Raw genomic sequence first — 17695 nt, 5'->3', positions numbered from 1 at the left:
CCCAGCCCGGCGAACTGGCCCTGGCCTGCCGCAGTCGAATGCGGCAGGATGCGCTGCGCAGCACTCGGCTGCCAGGCATCGACGAGGAGTGACGGGTCATGAAAACCATCGGGCTGGGGATTGCCGCCTTGCTGTTCAGCGCCACGGCGCTGTCCGCGCCGAAGCCTTGCGAGGAACTCAAGGCGGAGATCGAGACCAAGATCCAGTCGGCCGGGGTGACCTCCTACACCCTGGAGATCGTGCGCAACGACGAAGTCAGCGACCCGAACATGGTGGTCGGCAGTTGCGAGAACGGCACCAAGAAGATCATCTACCAGAAGAACGACGACTGAGCCGCTGCGTTTCAGTACGGCGGGCAGCGGCTGGTCTGGAAGTTCGAACGGGCGACCACCTCGCCGCGCTCGTCGCTCAGTAGCGCCAGCGCCCTGCGCAATTGCGGGCGCACCTCCAGGCGATAGCGCCGGCCTGCCTCGAAGCCGTCATAGACCACCTGCTGGTAGCAGTTGATCTGCACCGGCTCGCCGAAGCCGCCGCCCCCGCCGCCGGAACCGCCATAGAGTTCGTACTGGAAGCGCACCTCCAGCACATGGCGTCCCGGAGTGACCTGGAAGTAGCGCCCGTCGCTCAACCGCTCGCCGTCCAGGCGCTCGGCCAGCAGGGTATTGGCCGGCGCGCTGCGCAGCTCGACCCAGGCCATCTGCGGGTCCGGCTGCGGCAGCGGTCCGGCGCAGCCGGCGAGGAGCAGCAGCGCGAGCGGGACGAGGCGGGTGAGTGGATGCATGGGGCGGGCTCCGGAGGGCGTTCAGCTCCTAGCATAGCGCCCTCGCCTTGCGCCGTTCAGACCTTCGCGCAGCGCCCCTCGCGGCCGCGCGCCAGTTCCCTGTTGTCCTGGTCGTAGAGCTTCGCCCAGGGACGGAAGCCGATGTGCCCGGCCTCCAGGCGGTAGCGCTGGCCGGCGCTGAAGTCCTTGAACTTGAGGTTGAGCTGGCAATCGCGCCAGAGCGGGCTGTCCACGGGGCCGATGTTGGTCGGGTCGACGGTGAACTGGTAGCGCACCGTGAGTTCGCGGGTGCCGGGATCGACCTCGAAGTAGCGCGTGCGGTCCCAGCTCTTGTCGTCGACTTCCACGGCGGCGAGATCGGCGTCGGGCTGGGTATCGAGGTCGACCCAGGCGCGGTTCGGGTCGGGGGTGGGCATCAGCAGTGAGCAGCCGCTCAGGACGAGCAGGCCACCGGCAAGCAGCAGCGTACGCATAGAAGACTCCGAAGCTCCTTTAACCCGGCCGCCATCCGTCGCGCCTTGGAAAAACGCCTTGCGTTCCTCCGCCTCGCCGGATTGCGGACCGGTGCTGGTAGGGCGGCGGGCGGTCCGCGTGCTGTGCTATGTTCCGCCCATGCCACGCCGCCTTCGCCATCCGCTTGCTGACCTTCGACTGCCCCGTTGGGTTCCCTGCCTGGCGCTGTTGGCGCTGAGCGGTTGCTCGACCGTCTCCTACTACGGGCAACTGGCCAGCGGCCAGTTCGCCCTGCTGCGCGCCCGCGAGCCGGCCGCCGCGGTGATCGCCGACCCGCAGCGTGACGCGCGCTTGCGCGAACGCCTGGCGCGGGCGGAAAAGGCCCGGCAATTCGCCAGCGAACGCCTCGGCCTGCCGGACAACCGCAGCTATCGCCTGTACGCCGATATCGGCCGGCCCTACGTGGTATGGAACGTGTTCACCACCCCGGAGCTGTCGCTGCAGCCGGTCACCCACTGCTTCCCCATCGCCGGCTGCGTGGCCTACCGCGGCTACTACAGCGAGGCCGCCGCGCGCGCCGAGGCGGCGCGCCAGCGGGCGCTCGGCGACGACGTCTACGTCGGCGGGGTGCAGGCCTACTCGACCCTCGGCTGGTTCGACGATCCGATCCTCAGCAGCATGCTGCGCTGGGATGACGAACGGCTGGCGACCTTGATCTTCCACGAACTGGCGCACCAGAAGTTCTACCTGCGCGACGACACCGCCTTCAACGAATCCTTCGCCACCTTCGTCGAACAGGAAGGTACCCGCCAGTGGCGCGAGTACCGTGGACTGCCGCCGGCGGACGGCCGCGAGGAGAAGCGCCGCGAGCAGTTCACCGCGCTGGTCCTGGCCAGTCGTGCGCGCCTCGAAGCACTCTATGCCGGTCCGTTGGACGATGCCGCCAAGCGTGCCGGCAAGGCTGCCGAATTCCAGCGCCTGCGCCGCGAGTACGCGGCGCTGAGCCAGCGCGAATGGGGCGGCGAGTCGCCGTTCAAGGCCTGGATCGACTCGCCGTTCAACAATGCCAAGCTGCTTCCCTTCGGCCTCTACGACCAATGGGTGGCGGCGTTCGCCGTGCTGTTCCGCCAGGTCGGCGGCAACTGGCCGGCGTTCTATGCGCGGGTCCGTGCCCTTGGCCAGCTCCCCCTGGCGGAGCGCCAGGCGGCCTTGCAGCGGCTGGCCACCGCAGCGCCCTGACGCCTGCTCAGGCGGCGAGCTGATCGGCGTAGCACCAGCGCGTGGCCAGCCGGCCGATCGGCCAGAGCAGCGCCAGCAGGCCGACGCCGAGCAGCGCCACCAGCAGCGTATAGCCGATGCCAGCGGGCGCCAGGCCGAGGATCATCAGCAGCGCCAGCCCCCCGCCGACCGCCAGCAGCGCCACGCTCCAGAGCAGCATGGCGACCACCGCGAGCAGCAGCGCGCGGCCGGCGGCGAAGCGTTGCAGGCGCGCCGGCAGGCGCGTGCAGACGGCGCCGAAGAGCAGCGCCGCGGGCAGCGCCACGCCGCTCAGGTACAGGCCGTACAGCCAAGGCTCGTCGTAGCGCAGCAGGGCGTAGGGAAGGAACTGCATCAGCTTGAAGCACAGCGTGGCGAAACACAGCGCGGCGCCCAGGGCGACCTGCCAGGCAGCGACGCGGGCTTCTTCCCCTTCGGCCAGGCGCGGCGAGTTCACCCGGCTGCCGAGCAGCACCAGCCCCAACGGCAGCAGGCTGCCCAGGAGCAGGTAGACCCAGCTCATCGCTTCGTTGAACGCCATCAGCCAGGCGCCGTAGCTGGATTGCGCCGTCACCCACTGGTAGAACGGCAGCGTCAGCGGTGCCAGGCCGATCCCGGCGAGCATGCCGCAGACCAGGTTGAGCAGGCCGTAGCCGATCAGCAGCAGCGCCAGCGGGCGGAACTCGACGAGCCGCCGCTTCTCGCGGTAGGCATGCAGCACCAGCAGGTTGGCCGCCGCGTAGAACACCAGGCCGGTGAACCAGTGCGGCGCCATCAGTTGCAGGTGTTCGGAGAAACGCTGGCGGATCTCACCGATGTCGTTGTACCACTGGATGCCCAGGCTCACGGCGAAGGACAGGCAGGTGACCAGCGCCAGCACCGCGATGAACGCATAGGGCTGGGTGGTGGCGGGCACCTCTCTGGCCGGCGGCTGCACCGGGGCGGTGGGGGTGGCGAAGGGGTTGTCGGTCATGTCAGGCGTCCTTGTCTGAAACGGAGCATGGGTCAGTGGGATTCCAATACCTGCCGCAGGGCGGCGAGGTCGGCGCAGTAATGGGTCGGCTGGTGCGCGCGCAGTTCGTCTTCGCTGCCGAAGCCGTAGCCGACGCCGATGCAGGCGACACCGTTGCGGCTGGCGCCGAGCAGGTCGTGCATGCGGTCGCCGATCATCAGGCAATGCTCCGCTGCCAGGCCTTCGCTGTCGAGCAGATGGCGGATCAGTTCGTCCTTGTGCGTGCGCGTGCCGTCCAGCTCGCTGCCGTAGATCGCCTTGAAGTGACGGTCGAAGGCGAAGTGGCGGGCGATCTCGCGGGCGAACACGCCGGGCTTGCTGGTCGCGACGTAGAGCGTGTGGCCGCGTCCGACCAGGGCTTCGAGCAGCTCGGGAATGCCGTCGAACACGCGGTTCTCGTAGAGACCGGTGACCCTGAAGCGCTCGCGGTAGTGGTTCACCGCCTCCCAGGCGCGCGCTTCGTCGAAGCCGTAGGTCTGCGTGAAGCACTGCAACAGCGGGGGGCCGATGAAGTGTTCCAGGCGCGCCAGGTCCGGCTCGTCGATGCCCAGGCGGGCAAGGGCGAACTGCACCGAGCGGGTGATGCCCTCGCGCGGGTCGGTGAGGGTGCCGTCGAGATCGAAGAGGATGTTCGGGTAGCGCAGCGCGGCGTCACGCATGGTAGTCCTCGGCGATGTGCAGGTCCTTGAGCTTCACGTAGTTGCCGGCGGTGTAGGCGAAGAAGCCGCGCTCCTTGTCGCTCAGCGGACGGGCCTTCTTCGCCGGGCTGCCGACGTAGAGGAAGCCGCTCTCCAGCACCTTGCCCGGCGGCACCAGGCTGCCGGCGCCGAGGATCACCTCGTCCTCGATCACCGCGCCGTCCATGACGATCGAGCCCATCCCCACCAGCACCCGGTTGCCGATGCTGCAACCGTGCAGCAGGACCTTGTGCCCGACGGTCACTTCGTCGCCGATGCTCAGCGGAAAACCGTCCGGGTTGAAGGGGCCGGCGTGGGTGATGTGCAGCACGCTGCCGTCCTGGATGCTGCTGCGCTGGCCGATGCGGATGCGGTGCATGTCGCCGCGGATCACCACCAGCGGCCAGACCGAGCTGTCGGCGCCGATCTCGATGTCGCCGACGAGCACGGCCGAGGGATCGACGAAGACCCGCTCGCCGAGCAGTGGCGTTTTGCCCTGGTAGGAACGAATGGTCACGATAGTTTTCCTCAGGCTGCGGATGCCGCCGATTGTATTTAAGATGGTCGGGTATTTCCTTAGCCAAGGTTGCCAACGTGAGCGCGAATCCTCTTCTGCAGGCCTACGACCTGCCGCCTTTCTCCTCCATTCGCCCGGAACACGTGAAGCCGGCCATCGAGCGGATCCTCGCCGATAACCGCGCCGCCATCGCCCGCCTGCTGGAAACCCAGCGCGGGCAGCCGACCTGGAAGGGCCTGGTGCTGGCGATGGACGAACTCAACGACCGCCTGGGCGCCGCCTGGAGTCCGGTCAGCCACCTCAACGCGGTGTGCAACAGCGCCGAGCTGCGCGAGGCCTACGAGGCCTGCCTGCCGGAGCTGTCGGCCTACTCCACCGAGCTGGGGCAGAACCGCGCCCTGTTCGAGGCCTACGAGGCGCTGGCGAAGAGCCCCGAGGCGGCCGGCTTCGACGTGGCCCAGAAAACCATCCTCGAACATGCCCTGCGCGACTTCCGCCTGTCCGGCATCGACTTGCCGGCGGACAAGCAGAAGCGCTATGCCGAGGTGCAGTCGCGGCTGTCCGAGCTGGGTAGCCGTTTCTCCAACCAACTGCTCGACGCCACCCAGGCCTGGACCAAGCATGTCACCGACGAAGCCGCGCTGGCCGGCCTGACCGATTCGGCCAAGGCCCAGATGAAGCAGGCCGCCGAGGCCAAGGGCCTGGACGGCTGGCTGATCAGCCTGGAGTTCCCCAGCTACTACGCGGTGATGACCTATGCCGATGACCGCGCCCTGCGCGAAGAGGTATACGCCGCCTATTGCACCCGCGCCTCCGACCAGGGCCCGAACGCCGGGCAGAACGACAACGGTCCGGTGATGGAAGAGATCCTCGACCTGCGCCAGGAGCTGGCCGGCCTGCTCGGCTTCGCCAACTACGCCGAGCTGTCGCTGGCGACCAAGATGGCCGAGTCCAGCGACCAGGTGCTCAGCTTCCTCCGCGACCTGGCGGTGCGCAGCAAGCCGTTCGCCGCCCGCGACCTGGAGCAGCTGCGCGCCTACGCCGCCGAGCAGGGCTGCGCCGAATTGCAGAGCTGGGACGCCGGCTACTACGCCGAGAAACTCCGCGAGGCGCGCTACAGCGTGTCCCAGGAGGCGCTGCGTGCCTACTTCCCGGTGGACAAGGTGCTTTCCGGCCTGTTCGCCATCGTCGAGCGCCTCTACGGCATCCAGATCCGCGAACTGCACGATTTCGAGCGCTGGCACGCCGACGTACGCCTGTTCGAGATCCTCGAGAACGGCGAGCACGTCGGCCGCTTCTACTTCGACCTCTATGCCCGCGCCAACAAGCGCGGCGGTGCCTGGATGGACGGCGCCCGCGACCGTCGGCGCGACGCCCAGGGCCGGCTGATCGACCCGGTGGCCTACCTGGTGTGCAACTTCACCCCGGCGGTGAACGGCAAGCCGGCGCTGCTGACCCACGACGAGGTCACCACCCTGTTCCACGAGTTCGGCCATGGCCTGCACCACCTGCTGACCCGCGTCGAGCATGCCGCCGCCTCCGGGATCAACGGGGTGGCCTGGGACGCCGTCGAGCTGCCCAGCCAGTTCATGGAGAACTGGTGCTGGGAGCCGGAAGGCCTGGCGCTGATCTCCGCCCACTACGAGACCGGCGAGGCGCTGCCGCAGGACCTGCTGGAGAAGATGCTGGCGGCGAAGAACTTCCAGTCCGGGATGATGATGGTCCGCCAGCTGGAGTTCTCCCTCTTCGACTTCGAGCTGCACGCCACCCACGGCGACGGCCGCAGCGTGCTGCAGGTGCTCGAGGGCATCCGCGACGAAGTGGCGGTGATGCGTCCGCCGGCGTACAACCGCTTCGCCAACAGCTTCGCGCACATCTTCGCCGGTGGCTACGCGGCCGGTTACTACAGCTACAAGTGGGCCGAGGTGCTGTCCGCCGATGCCTTCTCGCGTTTCGAGGAAGAAGGCGTGTTCAACCCCGATACCGGTCGCGCCTTCCGCGAGGCGATCCTGGCCCGCGGCGGCTCCCGCGAGCCGATGCTGTTGTTCGTCGATTTCCGCGGGCGCGAGCCGTCCATCGATGCCCTGCTGCGTCACTCCGGGCTGGTCGGGGAGGCCGCATGAGCCCGGCGATCACCAGGAAGCGCTTCATCGCCGGGGCGGTCTGCCCGGCGTGCAGCGAACAGGACAAGATCCAGATGTGGGAAGAGGACGGCGTGCCGCACCGCGAATGCGTGGCCTGCGGCTACGCCGACACGCTCAACGCCCAGGGCCAGTCGATCCCGAAGGAGCTGGGTACGCGGGTCAACCAGAACGCGCCGAAGCCGGCCAACCCGAAGGTGCAGTCGGTGCAGTTCTTCCCCAATCCCAAGCTGAAGAAGAAGCCCGACGCCTGAGCGCTCGCCGCCGACCGGCGGCGATGGCTGTGGGCCGGGGCCCGGTGCGATACTGTATCTATATACAGTATTTCGCCGGGTTCCCCTCATGAGCGCTCCCCTGCCCCCGCGCGGTCGCGGTACCGCCAGCAACCCCCTCAACCGTTTCGCCCCGACCCACAGCGAGGCCTTCGACGATGGCTGGGAGCAGGACGTGCCGCCGATCCAGCTCACCGAGGTGCGCGAGGAGATCGCCCGCACGGTGATCTCCCGCAACCAGTCGCCGGACCTTCCTTTCGATCGCTCGATCAATCCCTACCGTGGTTGCGAGCACGTTATCGTTGACAAAGAAATGTATGGCCAGAGTGTCTAGCTATCCTTGATACTGCTGGCTAGAGACCCATCCAAATGGACGTCAGATGCCTCGCAAGCCTTTCTCCAAGTCTGCACTTGAGTCGCGAGAACGACCGACCCTCCAGCGAAAGCTCCCAGAAAACACCCCCCAAGCGATTCAAGAAAGAAGCACTGCTAGGGGACAAGTCGATGTTTCAGCTCAAGGGTTGCTTGTCCGAAACAAGACTACTGGCACAAGGGAATACGTCCGTGACTTCACAGATCTTGTCACTGAGTATCCGCACCATAAATTAATTGTCCAGCAGTTACTTATAGGTGCGCAGCTCCATTCCGCAAAGAGATTGATCACATATCAATCCCATCAAGACATCTATTACTCAATTCAAGAGTTTGTGCTGTTTCTTAACAGCGCTGAGCCGATCAATAAATCAGTCAAAGGTGTTGCTGATGTCGATGGGCAGGTATGCGTGAATTTTAGGTCATTTCTAATTCGTTCGTATCCAGGTCGCACCGTAAATAGAAAAAGATACGGCGCATTAAAAAATATCTTCCTTTCGTTGAAAAATAAATATAAAGGGCAGGGCTGGGTCGGCAAAGGGTTTGAATGGCCGACTGGACCGGGGATGAACGAGCAAATAACAGAAGGATACAGCAGGGAGATTCATAATAAGCTTGTGGAGGGATGCCTGATCGATATTAAGTTTATTATGAAGTGGATGGAGAGTTACAACAGTGTAGTGGAAGGCGAGAAGCCAATTCTGGCATACGATCTTTCATTAGAAAACTTGATGTTTGATCTGGTTGTAAAAGAGCAAACTAAAAGATCCAACGGGTCAATCAAGGCGACACACATTAAAGGGTTTGAGTGGGTTATACGCTCCACTGGAGATGTTAAAGAATACATACGGGCAAATGGAATAAGTATAGAGAGGTTTCTGGGCATTTACCGAGCCCGCGCCCATGAACTGGCGGCTAAAGGTCGCCCTGTAGTTGGTACTGAGGTCAGTGAACGGGGGATGGTGTATGGCTGTGATCGAGAAGAATCTGGGCGAATTGCAACTGCAAATGTAGGAAGACTTTATCCTGATTGGCCTATGCAAGTGAGCTTCGAGGAAGCTGGACATCTCTTTTCCACTGAGTGGAGTAAAAACACCGCTCACGGAACAAACAAAAAATATTCTACGCTGGAAAAAAGATTACGGTCGGCCTTGATGTATATGAAGGTTGGGCCAGAGCACCTACCCTATGAAGTAGGTCAAATGGCATACTTCAGCAGAGTAGCCTTCACAATGGGAACTATATTCCCATTCTTTCTCTTCGTGATGTTGCAGACGGGCTGGAACTTTGAGGTCGTGGTATCGATAAGCGATAACCTAGACGACCACATTGAGGAGGACCTTCTGGATGATGACTATGTGATTATTTATGGGTACAAGGGACGGTCCAACAAAAGCCAAATGCATAGATCAAACAAGCGAGATAAGTTTGGCACGTATCAGATCTTGCGCTTTGTTGCCGCTGAAGTAACCAAGCATTTCTCGTCGCCTCATTATTTAAAGGGTAAATTATTTCAGTGTGTCATTTCGAAGAATCTGTGGAATAAGTTTGGCCGCTTATGCACGCCGGTGACCACTACGAATTTTGGGCACGCATCAACGGAGTTTCTACATCGCCACCGCATAAAATTGGATACGGATACCAAATCCCCCAGAATTGAAACGAAACGTCTTCGAACTACTTACGAAACTCGACGGAGAGAACAGGGTTTAGATATAGACGAAGTTTCGACAATGATGGGGCATTCGGATATCGATACCACAGTGAATCATTATGATAGTGACTGGGGGTCGGCAGAAATATTAAATGGGCGTCTAAGAAAGATTCAGAGAAAGCATGAAGAAGATTTTAGGCGTTACTCAGCAAATCTTCTTACAGATGTGTCTTTGGTTGAGCTGCGTGAAGCCACTCTACGCTGCGGTAGCAAAGAAAAACTACGGTCAGTTGTTGCACCATTAGTCGGCAGGCTGAATTCTTCTGAAGATTCGGTAATACAGTTGCTTTCTCCGGAAGGTCAGACATTCATTGCAAGTTGTCTAAATTCAAGACGACCAGATTGGCCAGGCGCTGAAAGTTTTCTTAGGACGGATACGCCTTGCAACTACTTCAATCGTTGCCCGTTATGCTCACAGTGTGTGATCTTCAAAGAAGCATTACCTTTTATTGCAAGAAGAATTTCCGACCTTGACGGTCTGAGGGAGCGGTTAAATCCCTTAGAATGGGAGAAAAGCTATCGCGCTGAGTATTTAGCGTGGAAGGGGGTTCTAGAGGGCTGGGGGGATCCGATTGAGGTTGCTGAGGCAATAGATCGATCAGTACATAACGATTTTGCACTGCCATTGACAATGATAGGGCTCTCATGACAACTCCAACACGTGACCAAATAAAAGCCGTTTTAGAAGAAATAAGGAATGGACTGGGTTGTCACGAGGAAGAGTCAGAGCCTATCGCTACTGAAGAAGATGATGAGATTCTGAGTGGCGACTCTTCACTTGGGATCATTTGCGATAGTATAAATTTACTCAATCTTTCCAGAATTGATAAGAACGAGTGGAGTTATATTAGGGTAAGTCCTAGAAGCTCTTTCGGCGATCCGGTTTGGGATTTTGGGGATTACCCCTCCCCTAATGGATTTCCCATACGTATCAATTTTGATTATGTGAATATGTATGGCGTGAATGTTTGTGGAGTAGGTCACGAACATTGGGTGAATATTGCTAGGGCGCTACTATTTTACCGTGTACCGCACTTCGGAATTCATGGTCGCATTAATGCTTATACATCTCTTGAGTCAGATAAAACAAAAGTATTAAGACTTGTCGGGTTGTTTCAAGCCGAAGGTCTATATTTAGGTTCGGAAAATTCACCAGATTTTAGGACGGTGAATGATTTGGCCAAGTCGAGTGTGGAGCACTATATAGAGTCGCTGCCCACATCTGGGATTAAGTGGGAATTCTGTTACTTAATGTCCTTCTGGCAGGGCGTGTCATCGATGGGTATGCTTCCGTCAGAGTACTCACTATACGATTCATACGTAACTAAAGAGCTTGTCGCCAAATATAGAAGAGAATACGACGAGTCCTCTCGACCTTTCGAACCCATTCCGCTCGATGACTATGCAGAAATATTTAGATACTGTGTGGGGTTTGTTGAAAACTATAGTGATGACGTCCTTTGGCTGTATAAAAATTTTGCGCCAACCATAGTAGGTGCTTTTGAGAACCCCGGAAAGCTTGCCGCGATGAATATTGGTGTGTCAACGGCGTCCGTTGAGGGAGTTAAAAGATTTAGGGCTTATAAACCTAAGTTACTAGATAGCGGTATTCCCTGGTGGGGAATAGAAATCAAGGAAAGAACGCATGAGAATGATGAGGGGGAGTATATAAATCAAACTGCTGTGATTAGCGTTGTTGTCTCTCTGATCGATGCGTGTATCGTGCTTCTTCTATGTCTTACTGGGATGCGCCGATCAGAGGTCATTGGTCTTAAGGTGGATTGTCTTTCGTTTAAGTCTGAGGGTTATTGGCTTACTTATACTGTTTTCAAAACCTCCATTTCGTCACAGGGCGACATTAAAACAATACCTATCCCAAAAATTGCTGCTGACGCAATTGAAGTAATAATTGAAATAGGGCGGGATGCTCGTGCTTACGGTAATCACGACTATCTGTTTGTCAAGATACCAAAGTTAAGTTTTGGAAACACTCCGCAGTCCACTGTGGTAGAGCGAGCTTGCAATCGAGTGGCAAACAACCTGGGTATTGATTATAGAGTACACCCACATCGTTTTCGGAAGTCACTTGCCCTTTATATAATTCATCAAGATTCGCGGAATCTTGAAATTATTAAACGCCTCTTTTCTCACCGCAGCTTAAAAATGACGTTAAGGTACATCCTTTCTTTACCAGGCATGAACGATGAAGTCAAAGCTACGTTGATTGAAGAAAATACGGAAATTCTCGTCGAGGTTTTGCAAGGTGTAATTTCTGGTCAAATTGGGGGCATTGGCGGCAAAAGGTTGGCCAAGACTGCTAATTCGTCTCCAATACTCAGGGCTAAATTGCAAAACGCGGGAAAAGAGAGTTTAAGTCAGTATGTCGCCTCTTTGCTTGATGAAGGTGTGAAGCTTCTGCATAGAACGAATCTTGCAATCTGTATGCGAACGCCGGGTCTTTCCAGCGAGTCACCTTGTGATGCTAAGAATGATAGCCCTGGGTCGAGGCTTCATCCAAACTTGTTTGCGTGTGACCCATATAATTGTAGATATGCTGCATTTGTCGAGGCCAATGTTCCATCATTAAAAAATGAGATAATTTTCCACGATAATATGATTAAGCATAGGTACTGTGGAGCGACTCAGAAGGAATATTCGCAGAGGCGTATCGCTGAAGCCTTTAAGCGACTTCACGAGGTTGTAGGGGATGAAGCACATAATTTCCTAAAGCAGGTAGCGCATGGCTAAGCAGGATCTCCTCAATCGGGTGTATGCGACTATTTCAGCGCTCCAAAGCGACGGCCGAAAAAAGTTATCAGTGATGGAAGTTTCTAAATTATCTGGTGTCGGTCGTGCAACAATCAATCAAAAGCATGATCCTGACTGGGTGAAGGTCAGAGAAGTCATAAAAGGAACAACTCATTCTGGGGTTTATACAAAGGATTCAAGTGAGGATGTCAAAAAGCCACTCAAAAATACTCAAGAAATACATCATCGACTGAAAGAGTTGGAGGAGCAGTTAGCCCTACTAAGGGAGCGCGCTAGCACCACATATAATCAGTTGATCGACAGGGTACAATATTACTTTGCGTTGGCTAGTGAAAAGCCTGCTAAGCAAGTTGAGAAGGCTAAGCTCCTTCAAGAGCTAACTCATCAGAAGAATCAGAACGCAATCCTACGTGCAGATCTCAAGGCGGCTCTTGCTGAATCATTAACTCCTGCGGTATCAGGATTTATCACTTCAAAGATTATTTTGGAAGTGCCTAATGCAGGCTCAGATTCTGAGGCCATTCTGAGTTTTTTGGAGAAACTGGATTCGTTATCTAGTCAGAATCGATCTTCACTTGTTACCGCAGTCTACATAATGTGTGGTCTTCCAATGTGCGGCAAGTCATCTTGGATTGATAATCACAAGCCACCTACTCCAGGCGTATCCTTATATGTCAGTGGGGCAAGTGATACAGTTTCAACTCGGAATTTGTTAGTTTCTAGGGTTAGGAAAGAATTTAACGCGCCTGTGCACTGTGTTCGATTTAGTCTAGGCCTTGATGCCTGTATCTCTAGGGCCGAAAAACAGTTCAATGGTGCGGCTCTTGAATTGAATATTTCATCCATCAAAGTTGTGGCTGCGCGGTTCGAAGAAATACAATTCAGCGAAAATTTCGACTCAATCATCTTGGCTTGAAATCAGTGAATGGTCTAAAGCGTTTCCAATCGTTTGTTGAAGAGCGACGTCGCATGGGAGACTGGGCTGATTTCGTTTCAGCAGATATGACTAGGCTTTCAAGAGTAAAGCTGGTTGAAGCGTGTGGGATTCAGCGAAGCATAATTTATCAAAACTCACAGGTAGTAACTCTGCTTCGTGATCTTGAGTCCGAATTAAGAGCGCATGGTGTTCTTTATGGGCGCAGTGCGGATGCCAATTGTGCTCACCAAAATGGTTTAACTCATGATGAAGAATTAGAGCAGCGGTTAGGAGATTTGTCTGCTTCGCTTTGTAAGTTTAATGACTATTTAAATGAAGTTTCTAATTCGCTTGTGGTGTACCCCTTGTCGAGGCCAAAATAGTTATGTGTATCCTTCATTTTGGAAACGGTTTGGCCAGCCACTCTGGCTATATGCGAGAGCGCGTAGGGATTTATTTTGATGATAATCATAACGTCCTTGAAGCACCGACCATGTGGGCGATGGCTGTCTCGAAGATACGTTCAAGGAGTGATGAAACGACAAGAAACTATGCGAATATCCTGAGAAGGTTTTTGCAGTGGTTGGACGATAGCCCAATCGAAGGGGCTGAAGTTGTATTTGGCGCGCAGAACTGGCAGTTGGTGGATGAGGATGTTTTTGATGCCTTCCTTGTTCACATAGCATCTCCAACGGATGCGCTTCCTGATGGTCCGTCTCACAAAACCATGTATCACATTGCGGCAAGGGTCTGGAGCTTCTATCAGTGGGCCGAAAAGCAGGGCTATAAACACTATTTGGATATCAGTAGGACTGATATCCGATACATGCTGAAAGACCAGAAACTCCTGGCCCATATCAACCCAGTGGTTAAAGTTACTACCTTGGGATTTAATCTGCCCAGTGGTAGACCAGCAATGCATCAACGAGAAATGCAGAAATTTGTAAGGCAAACTGATTATGAAATAGCTCTCAGCGTGTTGAATGATCCTGTTTATCAAATTATCGCAGCGATCATACGAATTACCGGGCTTAGACCGATTGATCTTTTTCAATTGCCTTACCGAGGGAGAAATGAAAATTATGGATTCATTCCTTATGATGAGGGTGAGTACCCAGAAGGGTTAGATAATGGCGCGATCTATTATTATTTTAGGTCCAAGGGAAAATGGCGCTCCATAGACTTTCCAGGGAAGCTGTGGAGAGTTATTTGCGAGTATTATTTACCCTTAAGGCGGCAACGAGCGAAGCTATATGAGGCTAAGCATGGCATTCCACCAAGGAATAGCGACTTGTTTCTTTCCGCTCGTGGTGATGTTGTTACTCATGGAATGCTTGGTTATAACTTTAGCAAGGTGGTTTCTGCAGCGAAGAACTCCGAGAGCGCTACTGATTTTAAAGCCATACGATTCAATGCACGAATGCTCAGGCACACCTGTGCGACATATTTTGTTTATGAGGCGTTGAAAGCCCAGAATAGACTTGGAAGGAGTTTTGTTTACGATGCAGCGCTCGACGAAGATCTCAGGAAAATGCTGGGCCACACTGATGTTAGAACTACACTTGAATACTATGTTCATCTAGTCAACCGATATGTGCACGACAATCTTCTGACTGATCTTCATCGTTCGCGCGTTGATGCTGGTTTGTCCGCTATTTTAGACCGACATAATTACTCTGAGATTGTGGTATAGAACAGGCACTAGACATGCTGCCTTCTTGGTGAGCAGCTCTGGACACGTCGATATGGGAGTGCATACGGTCAGGACAAATCGGGAAGGTGCCGCCGGCTGACTTGCCTCTGTAGATAGGTCTGGACGCATCAGCGCTTTAAACGCCAACGGCTTTGGGTTCGAAGTGATTTCGCCTGCCCCTCTTCAGTTACACTCGGCGCTTTGCACGCCTTTCAAGGAGCAGCTGCGTGAACACGGAAAACCATTCCCAGACCGCCGCCTTTCTCTGGTCGATTGCCGACCTGCTGCGCGGTGACTTCAAGCAGTCGCAGTACGGCCGCATCATCCTGCCGTTCACCCTGCTGCGCCGCATGGAATGTGTGCTGGAGCCGACCAGGGAAGCGGTGATCCGTGAGTCCTATGCGCAGGAAGGCCGGCCTGACCTGGTGCGTGAGCGCCTGTTGCTGCGCGCTGCCGGGCAGCAGTTCTTCAATGCCTCCAAGCTGACCCTGGGCACGCTGTCCGACACCCAGACCGCAGCCGACCTGATGAGCTACGTGCAGTCCTTCAGCAAGGACGCCCGCGAGATCTTCGAGCACTTCCACTTTGAAGACTTCGTGCAGCAGCTCGCCGCCGCCAACCTGCTGTATCAGGTGGTGCAGCGCTTTGCCGCCACCGACCTGAGCCCCGAGCGCATCAGCAACTTCGGCATGGGCATCATCTTCGAAGAGCTGATCCGCAAGTTCGCGGAAAGCTCCAACGAAACCGCCGGGGAGCACTTCACCCCGCGCGATATCGTGCACCTGACCACCTCGCTGGTGATCACCGGGCAGGACGACAAGCTCAAGCCCAACAGCATCGTCACCATCTACGACCCGACTGCCGGCACCGGTGGCTTTCTCTCCGAGGGCGACGAGTACATCCAGTCCATCAGCCAGCAGGTCACCGTGTCGCTGCATGGCCAGGAGCTCAATCCCGAGTCCTATGCCATCTGCAAGGCGGACATGCTGATCAAGGGCCAGGACGTCACCAGCATCAAGCTGGGCAACACCCTGTCCGACGACCAACTGGCCGACAGCCGCTTCGACTTCATGCTCAGCAACCCGCCGTTCGGTGTGGAGTGGAAGAAGGTACAGAAGCAGATCACCGACGAGCACAGCGAAAAGGGCTTCAACGGCCGCTTCGGCCCCGGCCTGCCGCGCGTGTCCGATGGCTCGCTGCTGTTCCTCCTGCACCTGGTCAGCAAGATGCGTGACCCGCGTGAAGGCGGCTCGCGCATCGGCATCATCCTCAACGGCTCGCCGCTGTTTACCGGTGGCGCCGGTTCGGGCGAGTCGGAGATTCGCCGCTACCTGCTGCAGAACGATCTGGTCGAAGCCATCATCGCCCTGCCCACCGACATGTTCTACAACACCGGCATCGCCACCTATGTGTGGGTGCTGAGCAATCACAAAGCCGCCGCCCGCCAGGGCAAGGTGCAGTTGATTGATGGCAGCCAGCACTTTGCCAAGATGCGCAAGTCGCTGGGCAGCAAGCGCCAGTACCTCACCGAAGACCAAATCGATGAACTGGTGCGCCTGTATGGCCGCTTCGAGGAAACCCCACAGAGCAAGATCTTCCCTGTCGAAGCCTTCGGCTACCGGCGCATCACTGTCGAGCGTCCGCTGCGCCTGAACTTCCAGACCAGCCCCGAACGCATTGAAAAGGTGCTGGAAGAAAAAGCCATCGAGAAGATGGAAGCCCCGGCCCGCCAGCGCCTGATTGAAGCCCTGCAATCCATGGACGCCAGCGTGCTGCACCGCAACCGCGAGCAGTTCAGCAAGCTGCTGAAGAAGGCGCTCAACGCTCACGACGTATCCCCCAGCACGCCGGAGCTGAAGGCCATCCTCAACGCCCTGAGTGAGCGTGACCCGGAAGCGGATATCTGCCTGGTCAGAGGCCAGCCGGAAGCCGATGCCGGGCTGCGCGACAACGAGAACGTGCCGCTGGGCGAGTCGGTGTATGACTACTTCGAGCGCGAAGTGAAACCCCATGTGCCGGATGCCTGGATCGACGAGAGCAAGACGGATGCGCAGGACGGCGAAGTCGGTGTGGTCGGCTTCGAGATCCCCTTTAACCGCCACTTCTACGTGTTCCAGCCACCGCGTCCGCTGGCCGAGATCGACCGCGACCTGAAAGCCTGCACTGACCGCATAAAGCTGATGATCGAGGGGCTGTCAGCATGACAAATTTGTCTGGAACAAATTTGAACAACGGCGCAGCCGTTGGCCCGCAGGGAGAGGGCAGGGAAAGCCCGAGTACGTTTCCAAAGTATCCGGCGTACAAGGACTCAAGGGTGCCTTGGATCGGTGAAGTCCCAGCAGCCTGGGAGGTTAAACCGTTCAAGTGGTTGCTCGACAGTAACGACGGCGGTGTTTGGGGAGATGACCCCACGGGCGAAGGTGACACTTTAGTTTTGCGTTCTACGGATCAAACCGTAGACGGAAACTGGAAGCTTACCGACCCCGCTCCACGGAACCTTAGCGCCAAGGAAAGAGCTAGTGCGCTTCTTATTGAGGGCGATTTGGTAGTAACGAAGTCCAGTGGAAGCTCTTTGCACATTGGCAAAACGACTTTGGTAACGGCTGATATAGCTAAACAGGGCTGCTGCTATGGAAATTTCATGCAGAGGCTGAGGGTCAATTCAAGCTTTACTCCGAAACTGGCTTGGTATGTCATGAACAATGAGCTGGCTAGAGCTCAACTGGACTTGCTTTCAAACTCGACAACTGGGCTTGCCAATTTAAACGGAACCTTGATTGGCGAAATCCTTTTACCTGTTTCAACTGTTGCCGAACAAACCCAAATCGCCCGCTTCCTCGACCACGAAACCGCCCGCATCGACGCGCTGATCGAAGAGCAGCAGCGCCTGATCGAGCTGCTCAAGGAAAAGCGCCAGGCCGTGATCTCCCACGCCGTCACCAAAGGCCTCGACCCCACTGCACCGATGAAAGACTCCGGCGTGGAGTGGCTGGGTGAGGTGCCGGCGCATTGGGTGGTGGCTGGCCTGAAAAGGTTCTGGTCAGTAACAGACTGTAAGCACATCACTGCTGAGTTTGTGGACGAAGGTACACGCTCGTTCGGCTCCTTGGGCGGCGTGCCG

At 56.9% G+C, this 17695-nt stretch carries 15 protein-coding genes and 2 pseudogenes; 12 read left to right on the top strand and 5 right to left on the bottom strand.

Annotated features, from left to right (window positions below; translation table 11 throughout):
- Window positions 1–98 precede the first annotated feature (98 nt).
- Window positions 99–332, top strand: a complete 234-nt coding sequence (locus HMPREF2886_RS00070) for a DUF1161 domain-containing protein (protein WP_033968179.1) — start codon at window positions 99–101, stop codon at window positions 330–332.
- A gap of 11 nt (window positions 333–343) precedes the next feature.
- Here HMPREF2886_RS00070 and HMPREF2886_RS00065 read toward each other — a convergent pair whose 3' ends face one another.
- Complete coding sequence (locus HMPREF2886_RS00065) at window positions 344–781, bottom strand: PA0061/PA0062 family lipoprotein (protein ID WP_033968178.1); 438 nt, start codon at window positions 779–781, stop codon at window positions 344–346.
- A 56-nt stretch (window positions 782–837) separates the two neighbouring features.
- Complete coding sequence (locus tag HMPREF2886_RS00060; RefSeq protein WP_003083614.1) at window positions 838–1254, bottom strand: PA0061/PA0062 family lipoprotein; 417 nt, start codon at window positions 1252–1254, stop codon at window positions 838–840.
- Window positions 1255–1345: 91 nt separating this feature from the next.
- On the opposite strand from HMPREF2886_RS00060, the gene HMPREF2886_RS00055 reads away from it, so the two are divergent.
- The gene (locus tag HMPREF2886_RS00055) at window positions 1346–2473 is read left to right on the top strand and encodes an aminopeptidase (protein WP_070746567.1); all 1128 of its coding nucleotides are present in this window, start codon (window positions 1346–1348) and stop codon (window positions 2471–2473) included.
- Window positions 2474–2480: 7 nt separating this feature from the next.
- On the opposite strand, the gene HMPREF2886_RS00050 is transcribed toward HMPREF2886_RS00055, so the two are convergent.
- The 3 genes from HMPREF2886_RS00050 to HMPREF2886_RS00040 are packed head-to-tail and all read right to left on the bottom strand — an operon-like array spanning window position 2481 to window position 4697.
- Entirely contained in the window at window positions 2481–3464 is a 984-nt protein-coding gene (locus tag HMPREF2886_RS00050) for a hypothetical protein (protein WP_070746564.1), read from the bottom strand.
- Window positions 3465–3496: 32 nt separating this feature from the next.
- Complete coding sequence (locus HMPREF2886_RS00045; RefSeq protein ID WP_070746561.1) at window positions 3497–4162, bottom strand: HAD family hydrolase; 666 nt, start codon at window positions 4160–4162, stop codon at window positions 3497–3499.
- Complete coding sequence (locus tag HMPREF2886_RS00040) at window positions 4155–4697, bottom strand: gamma carbonic anhydrase family protein (protein WP_003083618.1); 543 nt, start codon at window positions 4695–4697, stop codon at window positions 4155–4157. Before HMPREF2886_RS00040 ends, HMPREF2886_RS00045 begins: the two co-directional genes overlap by 8 nt.
- Before the next feature lie 77 nt (window positions 4698–4774).
- Here HMPREF2886_RS00040 and prlC point away from each other — a divergent pair, with 77 nt between their 5' ends.
- The 10 genes and pseudogenes from prlC to HMPREF2886_RS00005 form a co-directional block, all read left to right on the top strand.
- The gene (gene prlC / locus HMPREF2886_RS00035; RefSeq protein ID WP_033978862.1) at window positions 4775–6820 is read left to right on the top strand and encodes an oligopeptidase A; all 2046 of its coding nucleotides are present in this window, start codon (window positions 4775–4777) and stop codon (window positions 6818–6820) included.
- Window positions 6817–7092, top strand: a complete 276-nt coding sequence (locus HMPREF2886_RS00030; protein WP_003083624.1) for a YheV family putative zinc ribbon protein — start codon at window positions 6817–6819, stop codon at window positions 7090–7092. Before prlC ends, HMPREF2886_RS00030 begins: the two co-directional genes overlap by 4 nt.
- Window positions 7093–7180: 88 nt before the next feature.
- A pseudogene (locus tag HMPREF2886_RS00025) lies at window positions 7181–7405 on the top strand (radical SAM protein); the annotation flags it as partial.
- Window positions 7406–7490: 85 nt separating this feature from the next.
- Window positions 7491–9845: a site-specific integrase gene (locus HMPREF2886_RS34110; RefSeq protein ID WP_023083571.1), complete on the top strand. Its 2355-nt coding sequence runs from the start codon at window positions 7491–7493 to the stop codon at window positions 9843–9845.
- A complete protein-coding gene (locus HMPREF2886_RS00020) occupies window positions 9842–11944 on the top strand; it encodes a tyrosine-type recombinase/integrase (RefSeq protein WP_023083570.1) in 2103 nt (700 codons plus the stop codon). Before HMPREF2886_RS34110 ends, HMPREF2886_RS00020 begins: the two co-directional genes overlap by 4 nt.
- Window positions 11937–12881 carry a hypothetical protein gene (locus tag HMPREF2886_RS34105; RefSeq protein ID WP_023083569.1) on the top strand — a complete coding sequence of 315 codons (945 nt, stop codon included), beginning with the start codon at window positions 11937–11939 and terminating at the stop codon, window positions 12879–12881. Before HMPREF2886_RS00020 ends, HMPREF2886_RS34105 begins: the two co-directional genes overlap by 8 nt.
- Before the next feature lie 53 nt (window positions 12882–12934).
- Complete coding sequence (locus HMPREF2886_RS34100; RefSeq protein WP_123789211.1) at window positions 12935–13264, top strand: hypothetical protein; 330 nt, start codon at window positions 12935–12937, stop codon at window positions 13262–13264.
- 29 nt (window positions 13265–13293) lie between these two features.
- Window positions 13294–14574: a tyrosine-type recombinase/integrase gene (locus HMPREF2886_RS00015; RefSeq protein WP_169311241.1), complete on the top strand. Its 1281-nt coding sequence runs from the start codon at window positions 13294–13296 to the stop codon at window positions 14572–14574.
- Between the two features lie 227 nt (window positions 14575–14801).
- The gene (locus HMPREF2886_RS00010) at window positions 14802–16778 is read left to right on the top strand and encodes a type I restriction-modification system subunit M (protein ID WP_070746558.1); all 1977 of its coding nucleotides are present in this window, start codon (window positions 14802–14804) and stop codon (window positions 16776–16778) included.
- Window positions 16775–17695: pseudogene (locus HMPREF2886_RS00005) on the top strand (restriction endonuclease subunit S); the annotation flags it as partial. The gene HMPREF2886_RS00010 and the pseudogene HMPREF2886_RS00005, both read left to right, overlap by 4 nt.

Source organism: Pseudomonas sp. HMSC066A08 (genome assembly GCF_001813025.1).
Classification (GTDB): Bacteria; Pseudomonadota; Gammaproteobacteria; order Pseudomonadales; family Pseudomonadaceae; genus Pseudomonas; species Pseudomonas aeruginosa.
This window is presented reverse-complemented; position numbering and strand designations above follow the sequence as displayed.

Coding starts and splice junctions, on each gene's coding strand:
- HMPREF2886_RS00020 (WP_023083570.1), top strand. CDS start 9,842: ATGACAACTCCAACACGTGACCAAATAAAAGCCGTTTTAGAAGAAATA.
- HMPREF2886_RS00030 (WP_003083624.1), top strand. CDS start 6,817: ATGAGCCCGGCGATCACCAGGAAGCGCTTCATCGCCGGGGCGGTCTGC.
- HMPREF2886_RS00065 (WP_033968178.1), bottom strand. CDS start 781: ATGCATCCACTCACCCGCCTCGTCCCGCTCGCGCTGCTGCTCCTCGCC.
- HMPREF2886_RS00060 (WP_003083614.1), bottom strand. CDS start 1,254: ATGCGTACGCTGCTGCTTGCCGGTGGCCTGCTCGTCCTGAGCGGCTGC.
- HMPREF2886_RS34110 (WP_023083571.1), top strand. CDS start 7,491: ATGCCTCGCAAGCCTTTCTCCAAGTCTGCACTTGAGTCGCGAGAACGA.
- HMPREF2886_RS00070 (WP_033968179.1), top strand. CDS start 99: ATGAAAACCATCGGGCTGGGGATTGCCGCCTTGCTGTTCAGCGCCACG.
- HMPREF2886_RS34100 (WP_123789211.1), top strand. CDS start 12,935: ATGGGAGACTGGGCTGATTTCGTTTCAGCAGATATGACTAGGCTTTCA.
- HMPREF2886_RS34105 (WP_023083569.1), top strand. CDS start 11,937: ATGGCTAAGCAGGATCTCCTCAATCGGGTGTATGCGACTATTTCAGCG.
- HMPREF2886_RS00045 (WP_070746561.1), bottom strand. CDS start 4,162: ATGCGTGACGCCGCGCTGCGCTACCCGAACATCCTCTTCGATCTCGAC.
- HMPREF2886_RS00050 (WP_070746564.1), bottom strand. CDS start 3,464: ATGACCGACAACCCCTTCGCCACCCCCACCGCCCCGGTGCAGCCGCCG.